This is a genomic window from Mucilaginibacter pineti, from assembly GCF_900101875.1.
In the GTDB taxonomy this organism is placed as follows: domain Bacteria; phylum Bacteroidota; class Bacteroidia; order Sphingobacteriales; family Sphingobacteriaceae; genus Mucilaginibacter; species Mucilaginibacter pineti.
The window spans coordinates 532,915-553,717 of the sequence record NZ_FNAI01000003.1; the positions used below are offsets into that span (position 1 = coordinate 532,915).

14 protein-coding genes are annotated in these 20,803 nt (G+C 42.8%); 9 read left to right on the forward strand and 5 right to left on the reverse strand.

The features are described from left to right. Nucleotides 1-87: 87 nt before the first annotated feature. From BLS59_RS10400 to BLS59_RS10410, 3 genes are all read right to left on the reverse strand, one after another. Entirely contained in the window at nt 88-423 is a 336-nt protein-coding gene (locus tag BLS59_RS10400) for a hypothetical protein (RefSeq protein WP_091148711.1), read from the reverse strand. Between the two features lie 89 nt (nt 424-512). After that, on the reverse strand, nt 513-1,529 hold the full coding sequence (locus BLS59_RS10405; RefSeq protein WP_091148714.1) for an LLM class flavin-dependent oxidoreductase: 1,017 nt from the start codon (nt 1,527-1,529) through the stop codon (nt 513-515). Nucleotides 1,530-1,632: 103 nt separating this feature from the next. Beyond that, entirely contained in the window at nt 1,633-2,508 is an 876-nt protein-coding gene (locus BLS59_RS10410) for an AraC family transcriptional regulator (protein WP_091148821.1), read from the reverse strand. A gap of 171 nt (nt 2,509-2,679) precedes the next feature. On the opposite strand from BLS59_RS10410, the gene BLS59_RS10415 reads away from it, so the two are divergent. The 3 genes from BLS59_RS10415 (at nt 2,680) to BLS59_RS10425 (ending at nt 8,845) form a co-directional block, all read left to right on the forward strand. Further along, nucleotides 2,680-3,690: an aldo/keto reductase gene (locus tag BLS59_RS10415; protein WP_091148717.1), complete on the forward strand. Its 1,011-nt coding sequence runs from the start codon at nt 2,680-2,682 to the stop codon at nt 3,688-3,690. Between the two features lie 7 nt (nt 3,691-3,697). After that, the gene (locus BLS59_RS10420; RefSeq protein ID WP_091148719.1) at nt 3,698-4,708 is read left to right on the forward strand and encodes a zinc-binding alcohol dehydrogenase family protein; all 1,011 of its coding nucleotides are present in this window, start codon (nt 3,698-3,700) and stop codon (nt 4,706-4,708) included. A 156-nt stretch (nt 4,709-4,864) separates the two neighbouring features. Continuing rightward, nucleotides 4,865-8,845, forward strand: coding sequence for a Pls/PosA family non-ribosomal peptide synthetase (locus BLS59_RS10425; protein WP_091148722.1), 3,981 nt, complete (start codon nt 4,865-4,867; stop codon nt 8,843-8,845). A 38-nt stretch (nt 8,846-8,883) separates the two neighbouring features. On the opposite strand, the gene BLS59_RS10430 is transcribed toward BLS59_RS10425, so the two are convergent. Then, the gene (locus BLS59_RS10430; protein ID WP_091148724.1) at nt 8,884-9,687 is read right to left on the reverse strand and encodes a lysophospholipid acyltransferase family protein; all 804 of its coding nucleotides are present in this window, start codon (nt 9,685-9,687) and stop codon (nt 8,884-8,886) included. 184 nt (nt 9,688-9,871) lie between these two features. Here BLS59_RS10430 and BLS59_RS10435 point away from each other — a divergent pair, with 184 nt between their 5' ends. The 5 genes from BLS59_RS10435 to BLS59_RS10450 all read left to right on the forward strand — a co-directional run bounded on the left by BLS59_RS10435 (nt 9,872) and on the right by BLS59_RS10450 (nt 16,920). Next, a complete protein-coding gene (locus BLS59_RS10435) occupies nt 9,872-10,471 on the forward strand; it encodes a sigma-70 family RNA polymerase sigma factor (RefSeq protein WP_091148726.1) in 600 nt (199 codons plus the stop codon). 78 nt (nt 10,472-10,549) lie between these two features. Then, the gene (locus tag BLS59_RS10440) at nt 10,550-11,512 is read left to right on the forward strand and encodes a FecR family protein (RefSeq protein ID WP_091148729.1); all 963 of its coding nucleotides are present in this window, start codon (nt 10,550-10,552) and stop codon (nt 11,510-11,512) included. A gap of 133 nt (nt 11,513-11,645) precedes the next feature. Further along, entirely contained in the window at nt 11,646-13,406 is a 1,761-nt protein-coding gene (locus BLS59_RS32000) for a SusC/RagA family TonB-linked outer membrane protein (RefSeq protein ID WP_205411236.1), read from the forward strand. A gap of 39 nt (nt 13,407-13,445) precedes the next feature. Next, the gene (locus BLS59_RS32005; protein WP_240315215.1) at nt 13,446-15,149 is read left to right on the forward strand and encodes a SusC/RagA family TonB-linked outer membrane protein; all 1,704 of its coding nucleotides are present in this window, start codon (nt 13,446-13,448) and stop codon (nt 15,147-15,149) included. Nucleotides 15,150-15,159: 10 nt separating this feature from the next. Then, on the forward strand, nt 15,160-16,920 hold the full coding sequence (locus BLS59_RS10450) for a RagB/SusD family nutrient uptake outer membrane protein (protein WP_091148732.1): 1,761 nt from the start codon (nt 15,160-15,162) through the stop codon (nt 16,918-16,920). Between the two features lie 74 nt (nt 16,921-16,994). Here BLS59_RS10450 and BLS59_RS10455 read toward each other — a convergent pair whose 3' ends face one another. Next, the gene (locus BLS59_RS10455) at nt 16,995-18,272 is read right to left on the reverse strand and encodes a hypothetical protein (protein WP_205411237.1); all 1,278 of its coding nucleotides are present in this window, start codon (nt 18,270-18,272) and stop codon (nt 16,995-16,997) included. 229 nt (nt 18,273-18,501) lie between these two features. Between BLS59_RS10455 and BLS59_RS10460 the strand changes: the two genes are divergently transcribed. Beyond that, on the forward strand, nt 18,502-20,343 hold the full coding sequence (locus BLS59_RS10460) for a DNA topoisomerase 3 (protein WP_091148734.1): 1,842 nt from the start codon (nt 18,502-18,504) through the stop codon (nt 20,341-20,343). The last annotated feature ends 460 nt before the right edge of the window (nt 20,344-20,803 follow it).

Consider the following 20,803-nt stretch of genomic DNA (forward strand, 5'->3'; position numbering starts at 1 on the left):
TCTGGGAGATAGTTCTAAGAGCGGATTTTTTGAACCGTTCAGTAGTTGTTATTTAACAAATATTCTGCTGAAATATATTGCTATTTATTAGCGATGCGCCCACGCCTTGTATAAGTTAAATTGAATTATCCGCTCTGCAATTTCCTCTATCTCATAAATATTAAAGCTACGTTCACAGTAAGATGCGTAATAGTAAAAAACATGCGGTGCCGACATTACTATCCGTCCAAGATAGTCTGGATCGGGAGCCGCGCCTAAATTTCTCTGTATCTCTTTTTCCATCAGCGTATTTATGGTACAGGTAGTATCTAAATAAATACTATAGGAAAGGTCGTCAAGCACTCGTCCGTGACAATCAAATTCATTATCAGGAATAAGTATCAGTTGTAAATAACCCGAAAGATTAACAAATAGTGGCTGCATGAATAAATATACCCATGTGTTTGTGTTGCCGCAATGGGTGTTTTCACGGTAGTTTACAACCTGCGAGGGTATATTTGTGTATTTTATAGTTAAACCATAGCCAGTTGGTTTATTGATTTCATAACGGTAGAAAACAGTTCATAAGAATGAAGGCGCGCGTTATGATCAAATATATGCGATGTAGCCATTACCTCATCTACACCGGTTTGTTCAAGGAAAGTAAGTAATTGGGCTTTTAACAGTTCGGGGCCGCCAACAAAGGCGTAGGTAAGCATCTGATTTACCGCTTCGGCTTCATAACTGTTCCAGATTTCGTCCATACTGTTAACCGGTGGTTGTAATAATTTCCGTCGGCCGGTAATTACTCCTAAAAACAATTGCTTAAGGGAGGTTGCCAGGCGTGCTGCTTCTTCATCGGTATCGGCAGCTACTACGTTTACGCAAGCGATTACATAGGGAGCCTGTAAAAATTCTGAAGGACGAAAGTTTTCTCTGTATATCCTTATTGCCTCGTTAAAGTAAGTGGGGGCAAAGTGACTGGCAAAAGCATAAGGTAAACCCATAGCCGCCGCAACCCTTGCACTATCGGTACTTGAACCCAGTATCCATATCGGGATCTCAAGGCCTTCGCCGGGGATAGCCCTTACTTTAGCTTCGCTGTTTTCTGCGGAGAAAAAAGTTTGTAATTTTTGTATATCCTTAGGGAAATTATGCTCCTGGTAATAATTCTGCCCCCTTATTTCCAGCGCTGTTAACTGATCAGAACCAGGCGCGCGGCCTAAACCCAGATCAATCCTGCCGGGATATAATGAAGCTAGTGTGCCAAATTGTTCAGCAACTACCAAAGGCGCATGATTGGGCAGCATAATACCGCCAGAACCAACGCGGATAGTGGAGGTGCCACCAGCAATATAACCAATTAATACCGATGTTGCAGAGCTGGCTACACTTACCATATTATGGTGCTCGGCCAGCCAAAAACGCTGGTATCCCCATTGTTCGGCATGGCGGGCCAAGTCAAGGCTTCGGGGGAAAGTATCGGCAGGTGTTTGTCCTTGTGCTACACCCGCAAGATCGAGCACTGAATAAGCTATTTCTTTGTCCATATTCAAATTTAGGGCTAAATGCCTAAAAGCGTATCGGCAATAATATTATATGACTTTTGCGTAGCAAAGCACCGGTTTGTAAAAAAGGCAGCAGAAAGTGTAGTTAGCTGCTTTGATTTTTATAGGCCTTTTGATATACCTGCGGTGTTTTACCGGTAAGCCTTTTAAAACATTCATGAAAGCTCGAGAAATTGTTAAAACCACTTTCGTAGCATATTTCCTTTATGCTTGCGTTGTTGGATATTAGCAATTTACAGGCGTACCCAATTCTTATTTCGGTCAAAAAATCTGAATATGTTTTCCCGGTATGACCTTTAAAGTAGCGGCAAAATGAGTTGGCTGTCATCCCGGCTATCCCAGCTATTTCGCTTTGTTTTATTTTTTTTTGAAAGTTGCTGAATGAGTAATTGTATATCGCGTTAATTCTTTTGTTTTCTGATTCCGGAAAATCATACTTGAAACCTATTGACGACAAGGCATACTGCTCTTCACAAAGCGCAATTTCCGATAAGCAGGTAATCAATGCCAGTATTTTACCAATTCCATCTGCCTGGTAAATTTTCTCTATTAGCCCGCCTATTTTGTTTGCTGTAAGTCCTTTGAATAAAATTCCTCTTTTGGCCCTTTCCAACAATGCCCTTATATGCCTTGTTTCCGGAAGATGAAGAAAACGTTCGCCAATAAAATTTTCAAAAAAATGAATAACAGTTGAGTACGGGCCCGAATCTATCGGATCGTTATAATACACTTCGTCGTATTTCCAAAAATGAGGCAGGTTACAGCCAACCAATACCACATCTCCTGGTTCAAACTGTGAAATATGATCGCCTACAAACTGGGTGCCGAAACCACTATGAAAGTGAATCAATTCTATCTCCGGATGATAGTGCCACCTGTTATTAATATTTGGTGCCATTTCTTTCCGTACACCAAAAGAGTGATCCGGGCCGTAGGGTATTTTTAGCAGTTGGGGCTTCATTTTTATTCGCAATAATACGCTTTTATTAAATTTGATGGTAAAATAACGCAATAGTTTGATATTATTTGGGTGTTTTGTAGTTTTTAAAACCGCTTTATTTGAATGAACTAATTATTATTGATACCATCCGTAAACCTTTACAGTCTATTTGAATTCTGAGATAATTTTATAATGAAAAATATTTTGTTACCCCGTGTTATTTTTGGTACAAGCGCGCTAGGCAATTTATATGTGGCCCTTAATGACAATGAAAAGCTTGCCATAGTGAAGGAATGTATTACTCATTCAAGCGTGCCTGTTGTTTTTGATTCGGCAGGTAAATATGGTGCCGGTTTGGCGTTGGAATCATTGGGGAAATGTTTAAAGCAATTAGAGGTGAAGCCCGATGACGTGCTCATAAGCAATAAACTGGGCTGGCTCAGAACCAAACTTAATACACCCGAACCAACATTTGAGCCTGGTGTGTGGCGTAACCTGGAACATGACGCGGTTCAAAAAATTAGTTATAAGGGTATACTGGAGTGTTATGAACAAGGTAACAGTTTACTACATGGTTACGAGGCCCAAATGGTGTCTGTACATGACCCGGATGAATATATAAGCCAGGGCCATACCCCGGCGGCGCAGGATAAATTATACAATGATATTTTGGACGCTTACTGGGCACTCGGCGAACTTAAACAACAGGGAAAAGTAAAAGCAATTGGCATTGGCTCAAAAGACTGGCGCATAATTGAAAGGATAACCCGCGATGTAGATTTAGATTGGGTGATGATTGCCAACAGCATGACAGTATACAGCCACCCTGCAGAGTTGGTTTCTTTTATGGAAGAAATGGAACGAAAAGGGGTAGCTATCATCAATTCGGCCGTATTTAATGCCGGTTTTTTGATTGGTTCTGACTATTATAATTATAAACTGAAGAGCAGGGAAAGTCATCCGGATTTGTACAAATGGCGTGATAGCTTTTTTGCTTTGTGTAACGCATATGATGTAAAACCTGCCGAGGTATGCGTGGCTTTTGGCCTCATGGCACCGGGCGTAAAAAGCATTGCATTAAGTACCTCAAACCCGAACCGGGTAAAGGGAAATATTGATATGGCCTGGGCAAAAATACCGGGAGCGTTTTGGGACGAAATGAAATTGCAGGGCTTGCTTGATATAAATTACAAATACTTATAAGACTATAATGAAAGCTTTAAGCTGTATAAAACCGGGTGTTTTTAACTATATTGATAGGGATGAGCCCGGTTCACAAAATAATCACACCATAATAAAGATTAAGCGGGTAGGCATTTGCGGAACCGATATTCATGCATTTGAAGGTACCCAGCCTTATTTTGAATACCCACGAATATTGGGCCATGAGTTAGCCGGTGAAATAGTTGATCTTGATAATGCACCGGGCTTTAGCCTTGACGAAGATGTAACTGTTATCCCATACTTTAATTGCGGGCATTGTCTGTCGTGCAAAAATGGACATCCTAATTATTGTGTTAATGTTAAAGTATGCGGGGTGCATACAGATGGCGGTATGACCGAATATTTATCAGTGCCTTCCACGTCACTTGTTCATGGTAATGGTCTGGGCCTTGATGAACTTGCGCTTGTAGAACCACTTGCCATAGGTGCACACGGCATTAATCGTGCCGGTGTTAAGCCCGGTGAGTTTGTGCTGGTGGTTGGCGCCGGGCCAATTGGTTTAGGAGCTATGGAGTTTGGCAAAATAGCAGGCGCAAAGGTAATAGCCCTTGATGTAAGCGAATCAAGACTGCAGTTTTGTAAGCACATCGGGGTATATCATGCTTTAAATGCCCTTGATACAAATGTAAAAGAACAGATAAAACAAATTACCAATGGCGATATGCCAACGGTTGTAATTGATGCTACAGGTAATCTATCGGCTATTAATAATGCCTTTGAATACATGGCGCATGGAGCAAGGTATGTGTTGATCGGCTTGCAAAAAGGGGATATAAGCTTTAACCACCCCGAATTTCACAAACGCGAAGGCACCTTAATGAGCAGCAGAAATGCGCTAAGGTCAGATTTTGACCAGGTGATAAATTCGCTTAACAAACGGTTAATAGACCCGCTAAGTTACATAACCCACCGGCTTGGTTTTAACCAGGTAAAAGATTCCTTCGAAAGCGTGCTTGCCCCCAAAAGCAATGTTGTTAAGGCTATGGTATCATTTTGATTTGAGCACTATTCATTTCTATTCTACTTAGCGGGATTACCGTATGGTTGCAGTGTGGTTGTGGTATAAAACCTCTGCGTTGTAAATTATTAATAAAAATTTATTGATAAATGTAAAACCTTAATCGAATAAAAATGTACTTTTCTGCAACCTATTATGAAGATATCCGAAAGCTTGTTAACTGGCGCTGTTATGCCAGAACTTATTAAAAATGAAACCGTTGCAGATATATTTAGAGGCACTGCCGATCAGCATAAAAACAAAATCGCGCTTATTTTTGGTAATAAGCAACTAAGTTACACCCAATTAAACAAATGGAGCGATCATATTGCTCACTTCCTGTCAACCCAGGGAATTGGTCGCGGGCACTCGGTTGGCGTGTGGCAATCCCGCGGGTTGGAGCTGCATGCCCTTATCCTTGGCATAGTGAAATCCGGCGCGGCGTATGTACCGCTTGACCGTGAAATGCCCGAGGAAAGGTTGCAGATCGTTTTGCAGGAGGTAGGGGCTTCGGCCTGTTTTAGCGACGGTGCACCATCGCTTTCATGCCCGGTATTTACGGTACCGCCATTGCAGGATAGTTACGAGGAGTTTAGTTTACCCGAAGGGCCAACGGCCGATGATCGCGCGTATGTTTTGTATACATCGGGCAGTACGGGCAAGCCTAAAGGTATCCCTATACTTCACCGCAATATTTGCCATCTGATAAGGTCAGAGCAAAGTGTTATCAACATAAGGCCCGACGATATAGTTTATCAGGGTTTCTCCGTATCCTTTGATATGTGGTGCGAGGAAACTTATATAAGCTATTTGGCAGGTGCTACCATTTGGGTGGCCGATGCTACCACGGCAAAATCAATAGATGAGCTCAGCGAAACATTCAGGCAGCAAAAAATAACCATATTACACGCGGTGCCAAGTTTGCTGGCTGTGATTGACGATGATATTCCGCTGCTGCGCCTGGTTAATGCCGGGGGCGAAGCCTGTACAACAGCAGTATTAAACCGCTGGAGCAAGCCGGGAAAAAACGTTTTTTATAATAGCTACGGGCCAACAGAAACAACCGTTACCTCCACAATGGTTGCCTTAAAACCAGGCGATGCTATAACCATAGGCGGTCCGCTGCCCAATTATAACCTCGCTGTTATCGACGAGAAATTCAATCTCTTACCCGTTGGGCAACAAGGTGAACTTATCATATCGGGCCCTGGTTTGTGCGAAGGCTATGTTAACCGGCCCGAGCTTACCCAGGAAAAATTTTTGCCCAAGCCCGAATCTCTTGCTGCCATGCCCGGCGACAGAATTTACCTGAGCGGTGATGCAGTAGTAATGCAGGCCGATGGCACCATCGATTTTCATGGCCGGTTAGATGACCAGGTAAAGCTGCGCGGATACAGGATAGAGCTTGGTGAGATAGAAGTGAGGCTAAACCAGCTCGAAGAAGTGGCCACCGCTGCAGTAGCGTTAAAAAAAGATGCATCGGGACAGGATCAAATGGTGGGTTACGTAACCCTCAAGAATGGCTATGCCCTTGAAGAACATCACGCCCGTATAAAACTGGCAGAGGTATTACCACCCTACATGGTTCCGCTGGTAATCATTGTATTGGATAAACTGCCGCGCCTGTCAAGTGGTAAAATAGATCGTAAGGGCTTACCTGTACCTGATGCATTATTGCAAGTGCAGGCACAGGAAGAAGTAAAAATTAACGCATCAGACCCGCTTGCTGTAAAAGTAATGGCTGGCTTAAACCACATTTTTCCGGGCCGGGATATCACGCCCGAATCTGATTTTTTTACTGATCTGGGCGGCCATTCGCTGCTTGCGGCAAGTTTTTCATCATGGCTGCGGCAGGAGGCTCATATTCAACATGCATCGCTTAAGGATATTTACACCAACCGGCCGGTAAAAAATCTTATCAATGCCTGGGAAGCGGCCGAAAAGTTTAACGAACAAAAGGTACACGTTAAAAAGGAGCCGTTTAATAAAGTGCCCCCTTTACGCTATTTCTTGTGTGGCATAGCCCAGGGTTTTGCCTTATTGGTTATCTATAGTTTATTTGCCATCCAGATATTTATTCCTTACCTGGGCTATTATTATGTAGTGGCCAGTACCGAAACCGGCCGCGATAACCGCACCATAGCCCTCGTAACCGCATTGTTTTTGTATTGCCTTGTGCCTCCGCTGCTATCCATGATTGCTATTGCAGCAAAATGGCTGCTATTAGGCAAGGTAAAAGAAGGTGAGCACCCATTATGGGGCGCGTATTATTTTAGGTATTGGCTGGTTGATAACCTGCTTAAACTATCCCCGGCGCAGTTCATGAACGGAACGCCGCTTTATTCTTTATATTTGAGGTTATTGGGTACACGCATTGCTAAAGATGTGCAATTAAGTTCAATAACAGTAGGGGCCTATGATCTTTTGGAAATAGGCAGCGATGCCAGTATCAGCTCGGGCGTTGTGCTGGATAATGTTACTGTTGAAAATGGTTTAATAAAATTCACCACTATAAAAATTGGCGCACATGCTTATATCGGCAGTAATTCGGTTATATCCGGTGGTGCCAGTATGGAAGATTGGACCGAATTGCAGGACCTGAGCCATTTGCAAAGCGGTAAAACCATCAAGGCATACGAAGTTTGGAAAGGTAGCCCGGCCGAAAAATCACATGACGTACAACCCGGAGAAATTCCCCAGCCATTACAAACTGCTTTTTTAAAGACCAAGACATACGGCTTTTTATATTCGTTACTGCTTGTTATTTTCCCGGTGGTAGTATTGTTACCCCTGCTGCCCGTAATTGAGATCCTGAATTACCTGGATTTAAACACGTCCGACTATAACTTCAGTTATTTTATACACGTACCGCTGCTTACGCTGATGTATATTGTTATTTACGCTTTTGAAACCGTGTTGCTATCAAGGCTGCTTTTATGGAATATAAAGCCAGGCACCTATCCAATATTCAGCAGCACCTACGTGCGTAAATGGCTGTCAGATCAACTGATATCCGTGGCCTTGATCGTTTTGCACCCGGTATACGCAACTGTATTTGTTTCGTTTTTCTTCAGGATGCTGGGCGCTAAAATTGGGAAGAATACAGAAATTTCCACCGCAAGCAATGTTACCCATACTATGCTCACCATTGGTAACGAATCATTTATTGCCGATGCAGTAACTCTTGGCGAAGAAGATATTCGCGCCCAGCGGCTTATTTTAAACAATACTACTATAGGTAACAGTAGTTTTGTGGGCAACAGTGCCTTAATACCTCAGGGTTATACGTTGGGCGATAATATGCTTATCGGTGTACTATCTGTTCCGCCAACTATTGCACAACAGGCAGATAATCCGCTTGGCGATTGGTTTGGTTCGCCTGCAATTGCCCTGCCGCGCAGGCAAAGCAGCGGCGAATACCCATTGTCACTTACCACTACGCCGTCATGGTCCCGTAAGCTGGCCCGGGGAATTATCGAACTCATTCGTATCATTTTGCCCGAAACAGTGATCATTTGCTGCAGCGTATTGTTCATAGCCTACTTTCACGATCTGGTAAAAGACCGTAACCTATGGCAGATTTTAGGAGAAACGCCTAAACTTCCGTTCTATTATCTTTATTACATGGGGTTGCCGGCACTGCTTATCCCGGTGATATTAAAGTGGGTATTTGTTGGTAAATACAAAGTGGAGCAAAAACCCATGTGGACGCACAAAGTTTGGCGCAGCGAAGCTATTACCAGTACTTATGAAGCTTTGGCCGTACCGTTTTTTTTGGAATTTTTAAAGGGTACTCCTTATTTGCCTATGGCGCTGCGTTTGTTTGGCGTTAAAATTGGTAAACGGGTATGGCTAAATACAACCGATATTACCGAACACGATATGGTGATCATTGGCGATGACACCGCGCTCAATGAAGATTGCGGCCCGCAAACGCACTTGTTCGAAGATAGGGTAATGAAGGTAGGTAAGATAAAAATAGGAGCAAGGTGCAGCATCGGTACCCGGAGCATCATTCTTTATGACAGTGAAATTGGTGATGATGTAAAACTGGAACCACTTTCGTTAATCATGAAAGGCGAACAACTGGTACCCGGAACCGAATGGACCGGCAGTCCTATTAAAGCACTTAACTAATAAGAAGTGAATTTCCAGAAATGCTTATAAACGTACGGCTATCTATTCCCAAGGGCATAGGTAGCCGTTCTGCTATTGGCTAATAAATGTCCGGAGGTTTGGCGGGCAGAAGTATTGTCTGGATATATAGGTTTACCAATGCGCACCTGTAAGGTCATTCCTTTTTTATTAAATAGTTCGGCGGGGAGCCGGGCCGTTTGCAGGGAGGGATGTATATAACGTAGCAAGCTAAACCAAATGCCATTATCGCCATGAAAATAGACAGGCAAAACGGGCACGTTGGCTTTTGCCATAAGTTTACCTACTACAGGATGCCATTCTTTATCGGTAACCCGTTTTGTTTTAAAATCAAATGCCGAAACCTCGCCCGCAGGAAATATGGCCACCGGTATCCCCGACCGTAATTTACAAAGTGTGGTTTTCAAACCGCTGATACTTGAGCTGTCCTTTACGGTTTCGAACGGATTTACAGCTATAATATATTCGGCAAGGTGGGGCACGCGTTTCAGTAAAAAGTTACCCATGAACAAAGTATCTGGTCGGGCCGATACCAGCAGGTTAAGTAAAGCCAGGGATTCAATTGCACCATATGGATGATTGGCAACGGCTATAAAGCTACCTGTTGAGGGGATATGCGCAAGATCTTTCGCGTCAATTTTAATGTTGATGCCCAAAAAGTTCAGTACGAATTTGGTAAAATCAACACCTTCCAGGTCGCCTGCCTCATGAATCATCCGGTTAAAAGCATCTATCTTCATCAGCCGCATGATCAATGCAGCTAATCCGGGAAAACTTCCGGTACCCGTGGCCGCTATTACATCACTCTTGCTAATTACCGTCATGGGGTAAAAATAGCATTGACATATAAAGTTATCCCCTCGTTCACATTATCCTTATATGCAGGCGGGAAAAACACAAACGATAGTGAAGACTAACAGTAAAGAGATTTATGATGCCCGCAGATGATAATATTTTATTAACAATAATGAGGGTTTAAGCATAAAATAGCTTCATAGTTTTGCCAGCATGGAAAACTTTGATTCCTGTACCGATATAAATTTGTTAGCTGCTGTAAAAGCAGGTAACAGCACGGCATTTCGTGCTTTGTATGACAGGTATTGGAAACCACTGTACACCCGCGCCTGTAAAAATGTGGATAGTGATGAAGCCAAGGATATGTTGCAGGAGATAATGGTTTCGTTATGGAACCGTCGCCATGATATACAGGCAATTAATGAAGAAGACCTGAGCAAGTACTTATTTACTGCTTTAAAGTACCGCACATTAAGCCATTACGCTTACACCTCTGCACAGTTAAAAAAGGCCGATAATTTTGAGGCCGGTTTTAATGCAAGTCCCGAAAATCTACTGGAAAGTAAAGAGCTGCGTATGCTGTTGGATAGTACCATTGAAAGTATGCCCGGAAGAATGCAGCTGATCTTTAAAATGAGCCGGGACGAACATATGGTACTGAGCGATATAGCTATCCAATTAAACATATCCGAACAAACGGTTAAAAATCAGCTTACCCAGGCATTAAAACGGCTGCGCCTTGTGGTACTTGATCATCGGTCTGGTGATTGGGTGTTTTCTGCAATTTTTATGCTATACGCGCATCGCAAGTGAAAAAGTTAATAAAGAGTTAACATACCTGGTATAGTACCCAAAGCCCCTTGCTTAGATATATAGATCAAAAGCATAGGAATGGAAAGTACGAAGATCAGGGAGATACTTATTAAATACCTCAAGGGCAAAACTTCTCCTCAGGAAGAAAATGCTGTTGACAACTGGTACCAGCGCCTGGATGATGAGGCCCCCGGCACATTAAGCAGCAGGCAGGAAAACAAATTACGGGAAGATATATGGGAATCTATACAACCTGCTGTTACCAATAAACCTGCTATAATTAAAAAAATGCAATTTCATAACCAGGTTAGGATTGCAGCTTCTATCCTGTTAATAAGTGCCGTTGGTATTTATATGTGGCGAACCTATTCGCAACCAGTTGCTTCGCCCGTAGCTGCGGTAACTTACACTGATATATCTACAAAAACTGGCGAACGTAAACAGGTTAATTTACCCGATGGATCGCAGCTTACGCTTAACAGCGGCTCGTCCATCCGAATACAAAACGATTTCTCAAAAAAACGTTGCGTGACTATCATTGATGGTGAAGTTTATTTTGACGTTAAGCACGATGCCACCAAAGCATTCATCATTAAAAGCGGTGCGCTTACTACCCAGGTTTTAGGTACATCATTTAATATCAGGGCTTATAAACAACTCAATAGCATGTCGGTAGGGGTAACCAGGGGCAAAGTAGGAGTGAATGTTGTGGGTAAGCCGGTTAATTTTCTTGTTAAAGGGCAGCAGTTGTTTTACACAAAAAACACATCGGCCATTAAACTTGGTGCATTGGATGATAAGGTACTGGCCTGGCAAAAAAGTGAGCTGGTACTTGCCGATGCCTCATTTGATGAAATGACGGTACTTATCCAAAAAAACTACGGGGTTTATGTAGTTGCCTCATCAAAATCTGTAACGCTTAAACATTTTACCGCCACCTTAAATACCCAAATGCCCGTTGTAAAGGCATTGGAGGTGTTGGCTGCCATACATCAATTTAAAATTAAACAAAGGAGGGATACCATAGAAATTTTACGGTAAAACAAAAGAGACAGTTGCTGTAACAACTATCTCTTAATATGTGCCGCTGTAACGGCAAAAGCTTCAAATCGTTTCACAATCAAAAGCCATACAATGTATGAAATTTAAATTTAACAACAATATCATTAAAGCAATGAGATTCACTTTTGTGTTAATAAGTATTCTCGCTACTGCTTCCTTACTGCTGCCGGCCTATGCAGGCAACAGCCAGATACTCGAAAAGCGGGTATCCGTGACCATAAAAAACGCGACTATGGAGGCGGCCATATCAGAAATACAGGATCAAAGCAAAGTTAATTTTGCTTACGATCATCAGCTTATCGGCAAATTTACGGGAGTTACCTTAAACGTTCAAAACGAAACACTCGACAATATCCTTAAAAAAGTATTGGGTTCACGGGCCCTGGGGTATAAAGATGTAAATGGTGTAATAGTAATTAACGCGCTTACCAAAGAGGAAATAAAGCAGCAGCAACCCGGTAAGTTGGCCGGTAAAGTGGTAGATGAAAAAAGCTTGTTCCTGCCATCGGCTACCATACGCATTATTGAGCTTAATAAGGCTATTCAAAGCGATGAAGCGGGTAATTACCAGTTATCGGCACCAGCCGGTACGTATACAGTAGTAGTAAGTTATATATCTTATGAAAGCCAGCAGTTTAATAACGTGCAGATTAAAGCGGGCGAAATCACGCCATTGGATGTAAAACTCCTGCCATCACAAAATGGACTGAACGAAGTTGTGGTTGTAGGTTACGGCACGCAAAAGAAAGTGAATTTAACTGGTGCAGTAAGCCAGGTAGATTCAAAGGTTTTTGAAGACAGGCCGGTTGCAGGTATTGCGCAGGCGCTGCAGGGTACAGTACCTAACCTCAACATTACTTTTGGCGATGGGCATCCGGGCAGTCAGGGCAAGTTTAATGTGAGAGGGTATGCCTCTATAACTAATGTAAGCGGATCGCCATTGGTGCTTATTGATGGTGTGCCGGGCGATATTAATATGCTAAACCCGCATGATGTAGAAACGGTATCCGTTTTAAAAGATGCTGCATCTGCCGCTATTTACGGAGCAAGGGCGGCCTTTGGTGTAATTTTGGTAACCACAAAAAAAGCGAAGAATGGTAAGTTAACTATTAACTATGGCAGTAATTTTAGCCAGCAGCAGGTTACAACCCGTACAGATTTTATTACAGATGGCTACACCCAATTAAGGCTGGTAGATGAGGCTTTTTCCCGTAACGTAGGTAATAGCTACAGCGGTTATAACGCCGAGGATTATGCACAGTTGAAATTAAGGCAAACAGATAAATCACTGCCATCGGTTGTTGTACAAAACAGGAACGGGCAAAATCAATATGTTTACTACGGCAGTACAGATTGGTGGCACTTTTTGTTTAAGAACAGTACTCCGGCAATGGATCACCATGTGAGTATAACTGGCGGAAACGATAAAGTTGATTTCCTGATCTCGGGCAGGTATTACCAGCAAAAGGGTTTGTATCAGTCAGATTTGCGCGAAGATGTATACAACGCATATAATTTCCGTTCAAAGGTTAACGCGCATCTGTCTAAATGGTTAACTGTTTTCTCAAATATGCAGTTTGCCGCTAATGACTATATCTGGCCGGCCAATGGCTATAACTCCAATAATCCAGGCTTGTACAATCATGCTATGGCCGCCTATGTTCCTAAAAATCCCGATGGAACTTTTACCTATCGTACCAATTTGAATAACTATGGCGCAAATGAATACGCCGACCTCCAAAACGGTAAAAGCTTTGGCGGAACAAAGAGTTATGATTTTACCAATACCATAGGTTTTACTGCAGAGGTAATAAAAGGATTGGCTATAAACGGTAATTACGCCTTTCAGTTAAGCCCGTATTCTGATTTTTAGCGTAAAACACTTATTCCCTGGTCTATAAATCCTGGCGTAATTAACTACGAAGGTTACGATCAGCTTAAAGAAAGTACCCGGTTAGATCAGCACCACTCCGTAAATCTTTTTGCAACTTATGAAAAGAAAATAAACGAACATAACTTAAAAGTAACTGCCGGTTATAACTATGAATTACAGAAATACAAAAACAACAGCACGCTAAGGCAAAATCTTTTGTCGGAAGATTTGAACCAGATTGATCTGGGAACAGGTGTACAGCAGGCTGGCGGTAATGCCAGCGAATGGGCATTGCTGGGTTATTTCGGGCGTATTAATTATGATTACCAGGGTAAATACCTGTTGGAACTTGATGGCCGTTATGATGGCACATCGCGTTTCCCAAGCAAAAGCAGGTTTGGCTTTTTCCCTTCTGTTTCTGCCGGCTGGCGTATCAGCGAAGAAAAATTCTTCCAGTCATTAAAACCTGCCGTGTCTGAATTTAAGTTCCGTGCATCATATGGTACATTAGGTAACCAAGATGTAGGTACAGGCAACAGCAACTTATATCCATATATCCCGGTTATCAATTCTGCATTATCAAAATGGGTTGTTGATGGTAACCAGGTGCAAACATTAAGCGCGCCAAACCCTGTAGTGCCCGATTTTACATGGGAAAAATCCACCTCGCTCAACCTGGGTGCAGACATGGGCTTTTTTAACGACAGGCTACAGGCATCTTTTGATTGGTATGATCGTAAAACCACCAACATGCTTATCAATGGTAAAACATTACCATCGGTATTTGGTGCAGCATCGCCAAAACAAAATGCCGGCGATTTGCAAACCAAAGGCTGGGACCTGAGCATTAACTGGCGCGATAAAGGTAAGCTGTTTGATAAACCCTTCGGCTATAATTTCGGTATCGTATTGTCTGATTACAAGGCAAAGATCACCAAATTCGATAATCCAAATAACCTGTTGAATAACTTTTATGTGGGGCAACAGCTTGGCGAGATCTGGGGATACAGTATAGACGGTTACTTTAAATCGGACGAGGAAGCTAAGAACTGGAAAATAAACCAGGATTACGTAGATGGCCAGCGTACAGGTTCGCCGGGCGAATGGAGCCAATTACATGCGGGCGACCTTAAATTTAAAGATACCAATGGCGATGGTGTTATTAACGACGGAAAAAACACCTTGAGCGATCATGGCGATTTACGTAAAATAGGCAACTCCTTACCCCGTTATTCATTTGGTATTAATGCCGGTTTTAACTGGGGCAATTTTGATGTGGCCCTGTTTTTCCAGGGGATAGGCAAGCAAAACTGGTATCCGAATACCGAAGCCGGGATGTTCTGGGGTACCTTAGGCAGGCCATATTCGTCTTTTATTCCTAAAGATTATGAAAGTAAGCTCTGGACGCCGCAAAATCCTAACTCTTATTTTCCTTTAAACAGAGGTTATGCGGCTTACTCTGGCGGCGAGCTTTATTATAACAATGATAAGTATCTGCAGGATTTGGCTTACATCCGGTTAAAAAACGCAACCATCGGCTATAACCTGCCCACATCTTTAATCAGAAAGATCAAATTAGAAAAACTTCGTGTTTATTTTACCGGTCAAAACCTGTTTACGTTTACCAAGCTCAAGTCAAAATATATCGATCCGGAACAAATTACACCCGATGGCGCTGATGTTGGCGGCAGGGCCTATCCGTTCATGAAAACCTACACATTAGGATTAGATGTAACCTTTTAATAATTAAACAATGAAAAATATACTATATACGCTCATGGCCGGTGTGCTTTTGCTTTCGGCCTGCTCAAAATCACTGGATAAAGAGCCGCTTTCACAGATCTCTCCCGATAAAAGTTTTTCGTCGGAAAATGAACTGCATTTATACGTCCTGTCCTTTTATGATAAAATGCTGCCATATGCCGATTATGATGACAACGGTTTTACCAGCCTGTACGGAGAAACCAGTGATAACATTGTAACCAATTCGTTAGATGGCAAGCTAACCGGCAATCGCCTGGTTCCTGTTTCGGGCGGCGGCTGGACATGGGATAACTTGCGTAACGTTAACTACTTTTTGCAAAATTATCAGCGGGGCGGCCTAAGTCCTAATATTACGCAGAAGTATGCGGCGGTTGCCAAATTTTTCAGGGCGTATTTTTATGCAAACATGGTTGAACATTTTGGTGATGTACCCTGGTATTCTAAACCTATTGAAACTACAGATAACGCCGCACTGACCAAAGCCCGCGACCCGCGTACATTGGTTATGGATTCGGTAGTGAACGATATTGACTTCGCGATAGCTAACTTGCCAGTTACACAGTCGCCCGGCGAAGTGAATAAATGGACGGCACTTGCCCTGAAATCGAGATTGTGTTTATTTGAAGGTACCTTCCGTAAATACCATACCGAATTTAAATTGCCCGATGCCGACCGCTTTTTGCAATTAGCTGCCGATGCCGCACAGCAGGTGATTGATCAGGGGCCTTATACCATTTATAGTACTACCCCAGATAAAGCCTATGCCGATCTGTTTCATTCTTTAACAGTTAACCCAACTGAGGTAATATTGGCAAGGCAGTACAGTGCCAGTTTGCAAATTTTTCATAACGTAAACTATTATACTGTTTCGCCGTCATTCGGCAAACCCGGGCTTGAAAAAAAGCTGGTAAACACCTATCTTATGAAAGATGGTTCACGCTTTACCGATAAGCCAGGTTATGCAAGCATGCAGTTTTTACAGGAAACAAAAGACAGAGATCCGCGGCTTGCACAAACTGTGCGCACACCAGGTTACAAAAGAGTAGATGGTACAACGGTACTGGCTCCATCATATAGCGGTACAGTAACCGGTTATCAGCTCACAAAATTTGTCACTGCCGCCGCAAATGATGCCAACGGAAAATCGCCAACCCCGCTGCCAATTTTCAGGTATGCGGAAGTGCTGTTAAACTTTGCCGAAGCAAAGGCCGAACTGGGTACGTTAACACAAGCCGATCTGGATAAATCTATCAAACGCCTGCGCGACAGGGTTGGCATGCCGGGTTTAACCCTTACCAGCGCCAATGCAAATCCCGATCCTTACCTGGTTGCGCAGTATACGCATGTGAATGGCGGTAACGCGGGAGTTATCCTGGAGATAAGGAGAGAGCGCCGTATAGAATTAGTTATGGAAGGTTTTAGGTGGAACGACCTGATGCGCTGGAAAGAAGGACACCTGTTAGCCTTGCAATATAAGGGTGCTTATTTCCCCGGAACCGGAAGTTTTGATTTGGACGGCGACGGAAAAACCGATCTGGTAATTTATGATGGCACACAGCCAAGCGTGCCCGACGCGCAATTTTTAAAGCTTGGAACAGACGTTACACTTGAAAACGGTGCAGCCGGTGGTGATATTACCGTAAACCCAAATACTCCTAAGAAGTTTAATGAAGACAGGGATTACCTGTACCCATTACCAACGCAGGATATATTGTTAAATCCTAACTTAAAACAAAATCCTAATTGGTAATATAAACCGGTAAATAATAATAAAGAGCAGCTACAAAACTATATGGTTTTGTAGCTGCTCTTTTTGTTTTAATCTTATTGTTCGGAAGCCTTCCATATATCTCTGATGGTGTTTTCATCGCCTTGTCCATCGGGCGTATTTGGCGTGGGCGTATTGGCCCAATACCAATGCCTGCCATCTAAGGGCGATGTGGTTTGTCTGCCGCCCGGCATTTCAAGATATCCGTTCACATCTGTTTTTCTTACCCAATCATGTGCATAGTGTAACCATTCGGTACGATAGGTCTTATTCTGGTGGGCAAACCAGCTTATTTCATCATATCCCCAAACCCAAAACGGAATATCCCCGGCATTTTCCTGACCGGGATGTTTGCTTACGCCGTAATTATCAAATTCAACCAGGTAGGGTAGATGCTCACACTTCCAGCCGCTGGGCGTAATGCCACCCTTGCTTCTTAAATATAACGCATCGGTATGGCCAACCTGTAGCATGGCCTTTTCTGGTTTGCCGGGTATTTCCATTATTCTTAACGGAAACGCGTGGAAATCCATCAGCAGTTTTCCATCTCTAACAAAGCCGCCGCTTGGTACGTGCGAATCACAAATAATCATGTGCCTGCGCGCGTGTTTTGCTGCATACGTTCTTATTAAGGTAAGCACCTCGTTATAATTGTCAAGCTGCTTATCGTTTTTGTTCATTAATTCTACCTGCCCAAAATGAATACCCTCAATGCCTATATTAATATAGGATGCACCGAGGTAATAAAAGAACAGTTTGGTTTCTAACCTGCTTATATCCGGTACTGATCCTTTGCCCCATTGGTTTTTAAACTGCCCGTCTGGATATAGCATATCCTCATACCTGAAATTCCTGTTCTCTGCCGGAGTGTTTAGCGCTTTAAAAACCCATGCAGGTATGGGTAGCCGGTCAACCTCTGGTGTTACAATTTCAAAAATACAGGCCTGCAAAATAATCTCAGGATCGCTTTCATGAATCCTTTGGGCCAGTTTTTTTTCTTGTTCTAAATTTTCAGGTATAGCTGCTTCTTCGCCCCATTGGCATACACTTCGGCCAATGTACTTGGCGCCAATGTTTTTTATCATCCGTAAATTATCGTCAAAATTACCTTTGCCAACCAGTAGGCTTTGTATGGTGATTGCCCGGCTCAGATAATTTTGCAGTACCTTTCTGGATATGGTGCCATCAAATTTATAATCAATTGTTTTTTTATGGGCAGATAAGGTAGTATTAGAATAAGCCTTGACTGATAAAACCAGGCAGATAAAAATTAATAGAAGCCTACTGATGCCGGTTCGGAATAAAAAAATGGTACGATGCTTAGAAAAGATCATATTTATCAGGTTTTAAATGGTTCATCAAATAAATAGATAATTATTAACCGATGATTAATAAATACTTAATTCTTAACCAGGTACCAAATAAATTTTCTGTTCCTATCTATTGATAGGTTATTTAAAAGTCGGTCATTTTTCCACAATGGTTGTGGCGGCTTAATGCTTTGATTAATTTCAACCGCTTTTTGCATTGCCGATGAGGCAAGTACATAGCCTACATCGCACTATGAAAGTTATAATTGCTGAAAAACCATCTGTTGCCAGGGAAATTGCCAAAGTATTTGGCGCAGTGAACAAGAAAGATGGTTACATTGAAGGAAAGGGCTACACCTTTACCTGGGCCTTCGGGCATTTATTGCAGTTAGCCGCCCCGCAGGAATACGGCTATTACGGCTGGAATGTACAAAACCTGCCCATGCTGCCCACTAAATTCAAGCTTTCTATCCGTAAGGTAAAAACCAAAGATGGTATGGTTGATGATCCCTCGGTAAAAAAACAACTGGATATTATAAAAGCGCTCTTTGACGAAGCAACCGAAATTATTGTTGCTACAGATGCCGGGCGCGAAGGTGAACTCATCTTTCGCTATATATATTACTATCTTAAATGTAAAAAGCCATTTAAACGGCTCTGGATCTCATCGCAAACAGATGAAGCCATTAAAGAAGGCTTCCGAAACCTGAAACCCGGCAGTGATTACGATACGCTGTTTAACTCGGCACATTGCCGCTCGCAGTCCGATTGGTTGGTGGGGATGAATGCTACACAGGCGCTCAGCCTGTCGTCAGGGAACAGGGCGGTATTATCATTAGGCAGGGTGCAAACGCCTACACTTGCCATGATCTGCTCGCGTTATTTGGAAAATAAAAACTTTGTACCGCAAACCTATTACCAGGTAGCCATTCAGCCCGATAAAGAAGGTCAGGCCTTTCGTGCCATATCCCCGGAAAACTATAAGACCCGGGAAGAGGCGCAAGCCGTGCTTGATAAAGTAGAAGATGTGGCCGGGGGATTTCCTGCCGGAGGCCACATCCTGAGCGTGGAGGCCAAGCCCCGCAAGGAACCGCCACCACTGCTGCATGATCTGAGCAGCCTACAACAGGAAGCCAACAAACGCAAAGGTTTCACCGCCGATCAAACACTCGGCCTGTTGCAAAATCTTTATGAAAGTAAACTGGTAACCTACCCGCGTACCGGCAGCAGGTACATTGGCGATGATGTATTTGCAGGTGTGCCTGTCCTTATCGAGAAATTTAAAGATCATCCCGATTTTGGTAAACAGGCAACCCTGCTCATAGATCAAAAGCTGAATAAGCGCAGTGTAAATGCAAAAAAAGTGACGGATCACCACGCTATTTTACCAACAGGGGAGATGCCTAATCAATTATCTAAAGATCACCAGGCTATTTATGATATGGTATCGGGGCGTATGCTGGAGGCATTTCACCAGGAATGTATAAAGGAGATCACTAAAATAGTTGTACAATCGGGCGATAAATTTACAGCCAGTGGTACTGTCATAGGTTCGGCCGGATGGCGGGCCGTGTTCAACGACCCCGATGAGGAAAAAAAGGACGAGGAAAATGCAGCCTTGCCAAAGGTGCAGCAAGGGGAGAATCTACCTGTTATTAATAAAGCTATTCTTGAAAAGCAAACCAAACCCAAACCGCTTTATAATGAAGCAAGCTTATTAAAGGGACTGGAAACCGCCGGCAAAGAGATTGATGACGAAGAATTACGCTATGCGATGAAGGATAGTGGCCTCGGCACTCCTGCAACGCGGGCTTCTATTATAGAAACACTCATTAAAAGGACTTATATTATCAGGGAGAAAAAGAACCTGGTGCCAACCGAAACAGGGTTGAATGTATATAATGTAGTTAAAGACCAGAAAATAGCGCAGGCCGAACTTACCGGTACCTGGGAAAAACGACTGGAAGAGATTCGTTCAGGTGCATCTATTAATGAGTTCCAGGAAGAAATTAAAGCATATACACGGAATATTACACAGGAACTGCTTAAGGTTGGAATACCTAAAAAAGTCATTGCAGAACCCGCTGGTAACTGATTTTTGTAATTATTAGCCTCTTTTTTATACTTTGTTAAACTTTTTCCTACTGATAATTAACACCTTACTGAATAGTATTAAATAGATGTTAAAAAGAGTTTGCATGGGTGTTAAAAGAATGTACCTTTGCAACCCGCAAACGAGATAGCGGGGAATTGTTCTTAGAAAGGTTATTGGAGGGGGGGAGATAAAGGGGAAATGCGAAAGTAGAGAGCCGGAAAGGAAGCCAGAAAAAAACTTCAAATAAAATTTCAGAAAGTCAGAAAGGTTGCTACCTTTGCAGCCCGCAACGGAGGTCGAAAGATTAAAGTTAAGGGGTTCAAAACTTAAAAAATCGCAAGCTAAGGCAAGCGAAAAAATAAAAAAAATAAGTTTTGGAAAATGCGAAAAGGTTATTACCTTTGCAACCCGAAACGAGGGGATGGAGAAAGCCGGAAACGGTGATTGAGAAAGAGAAAAA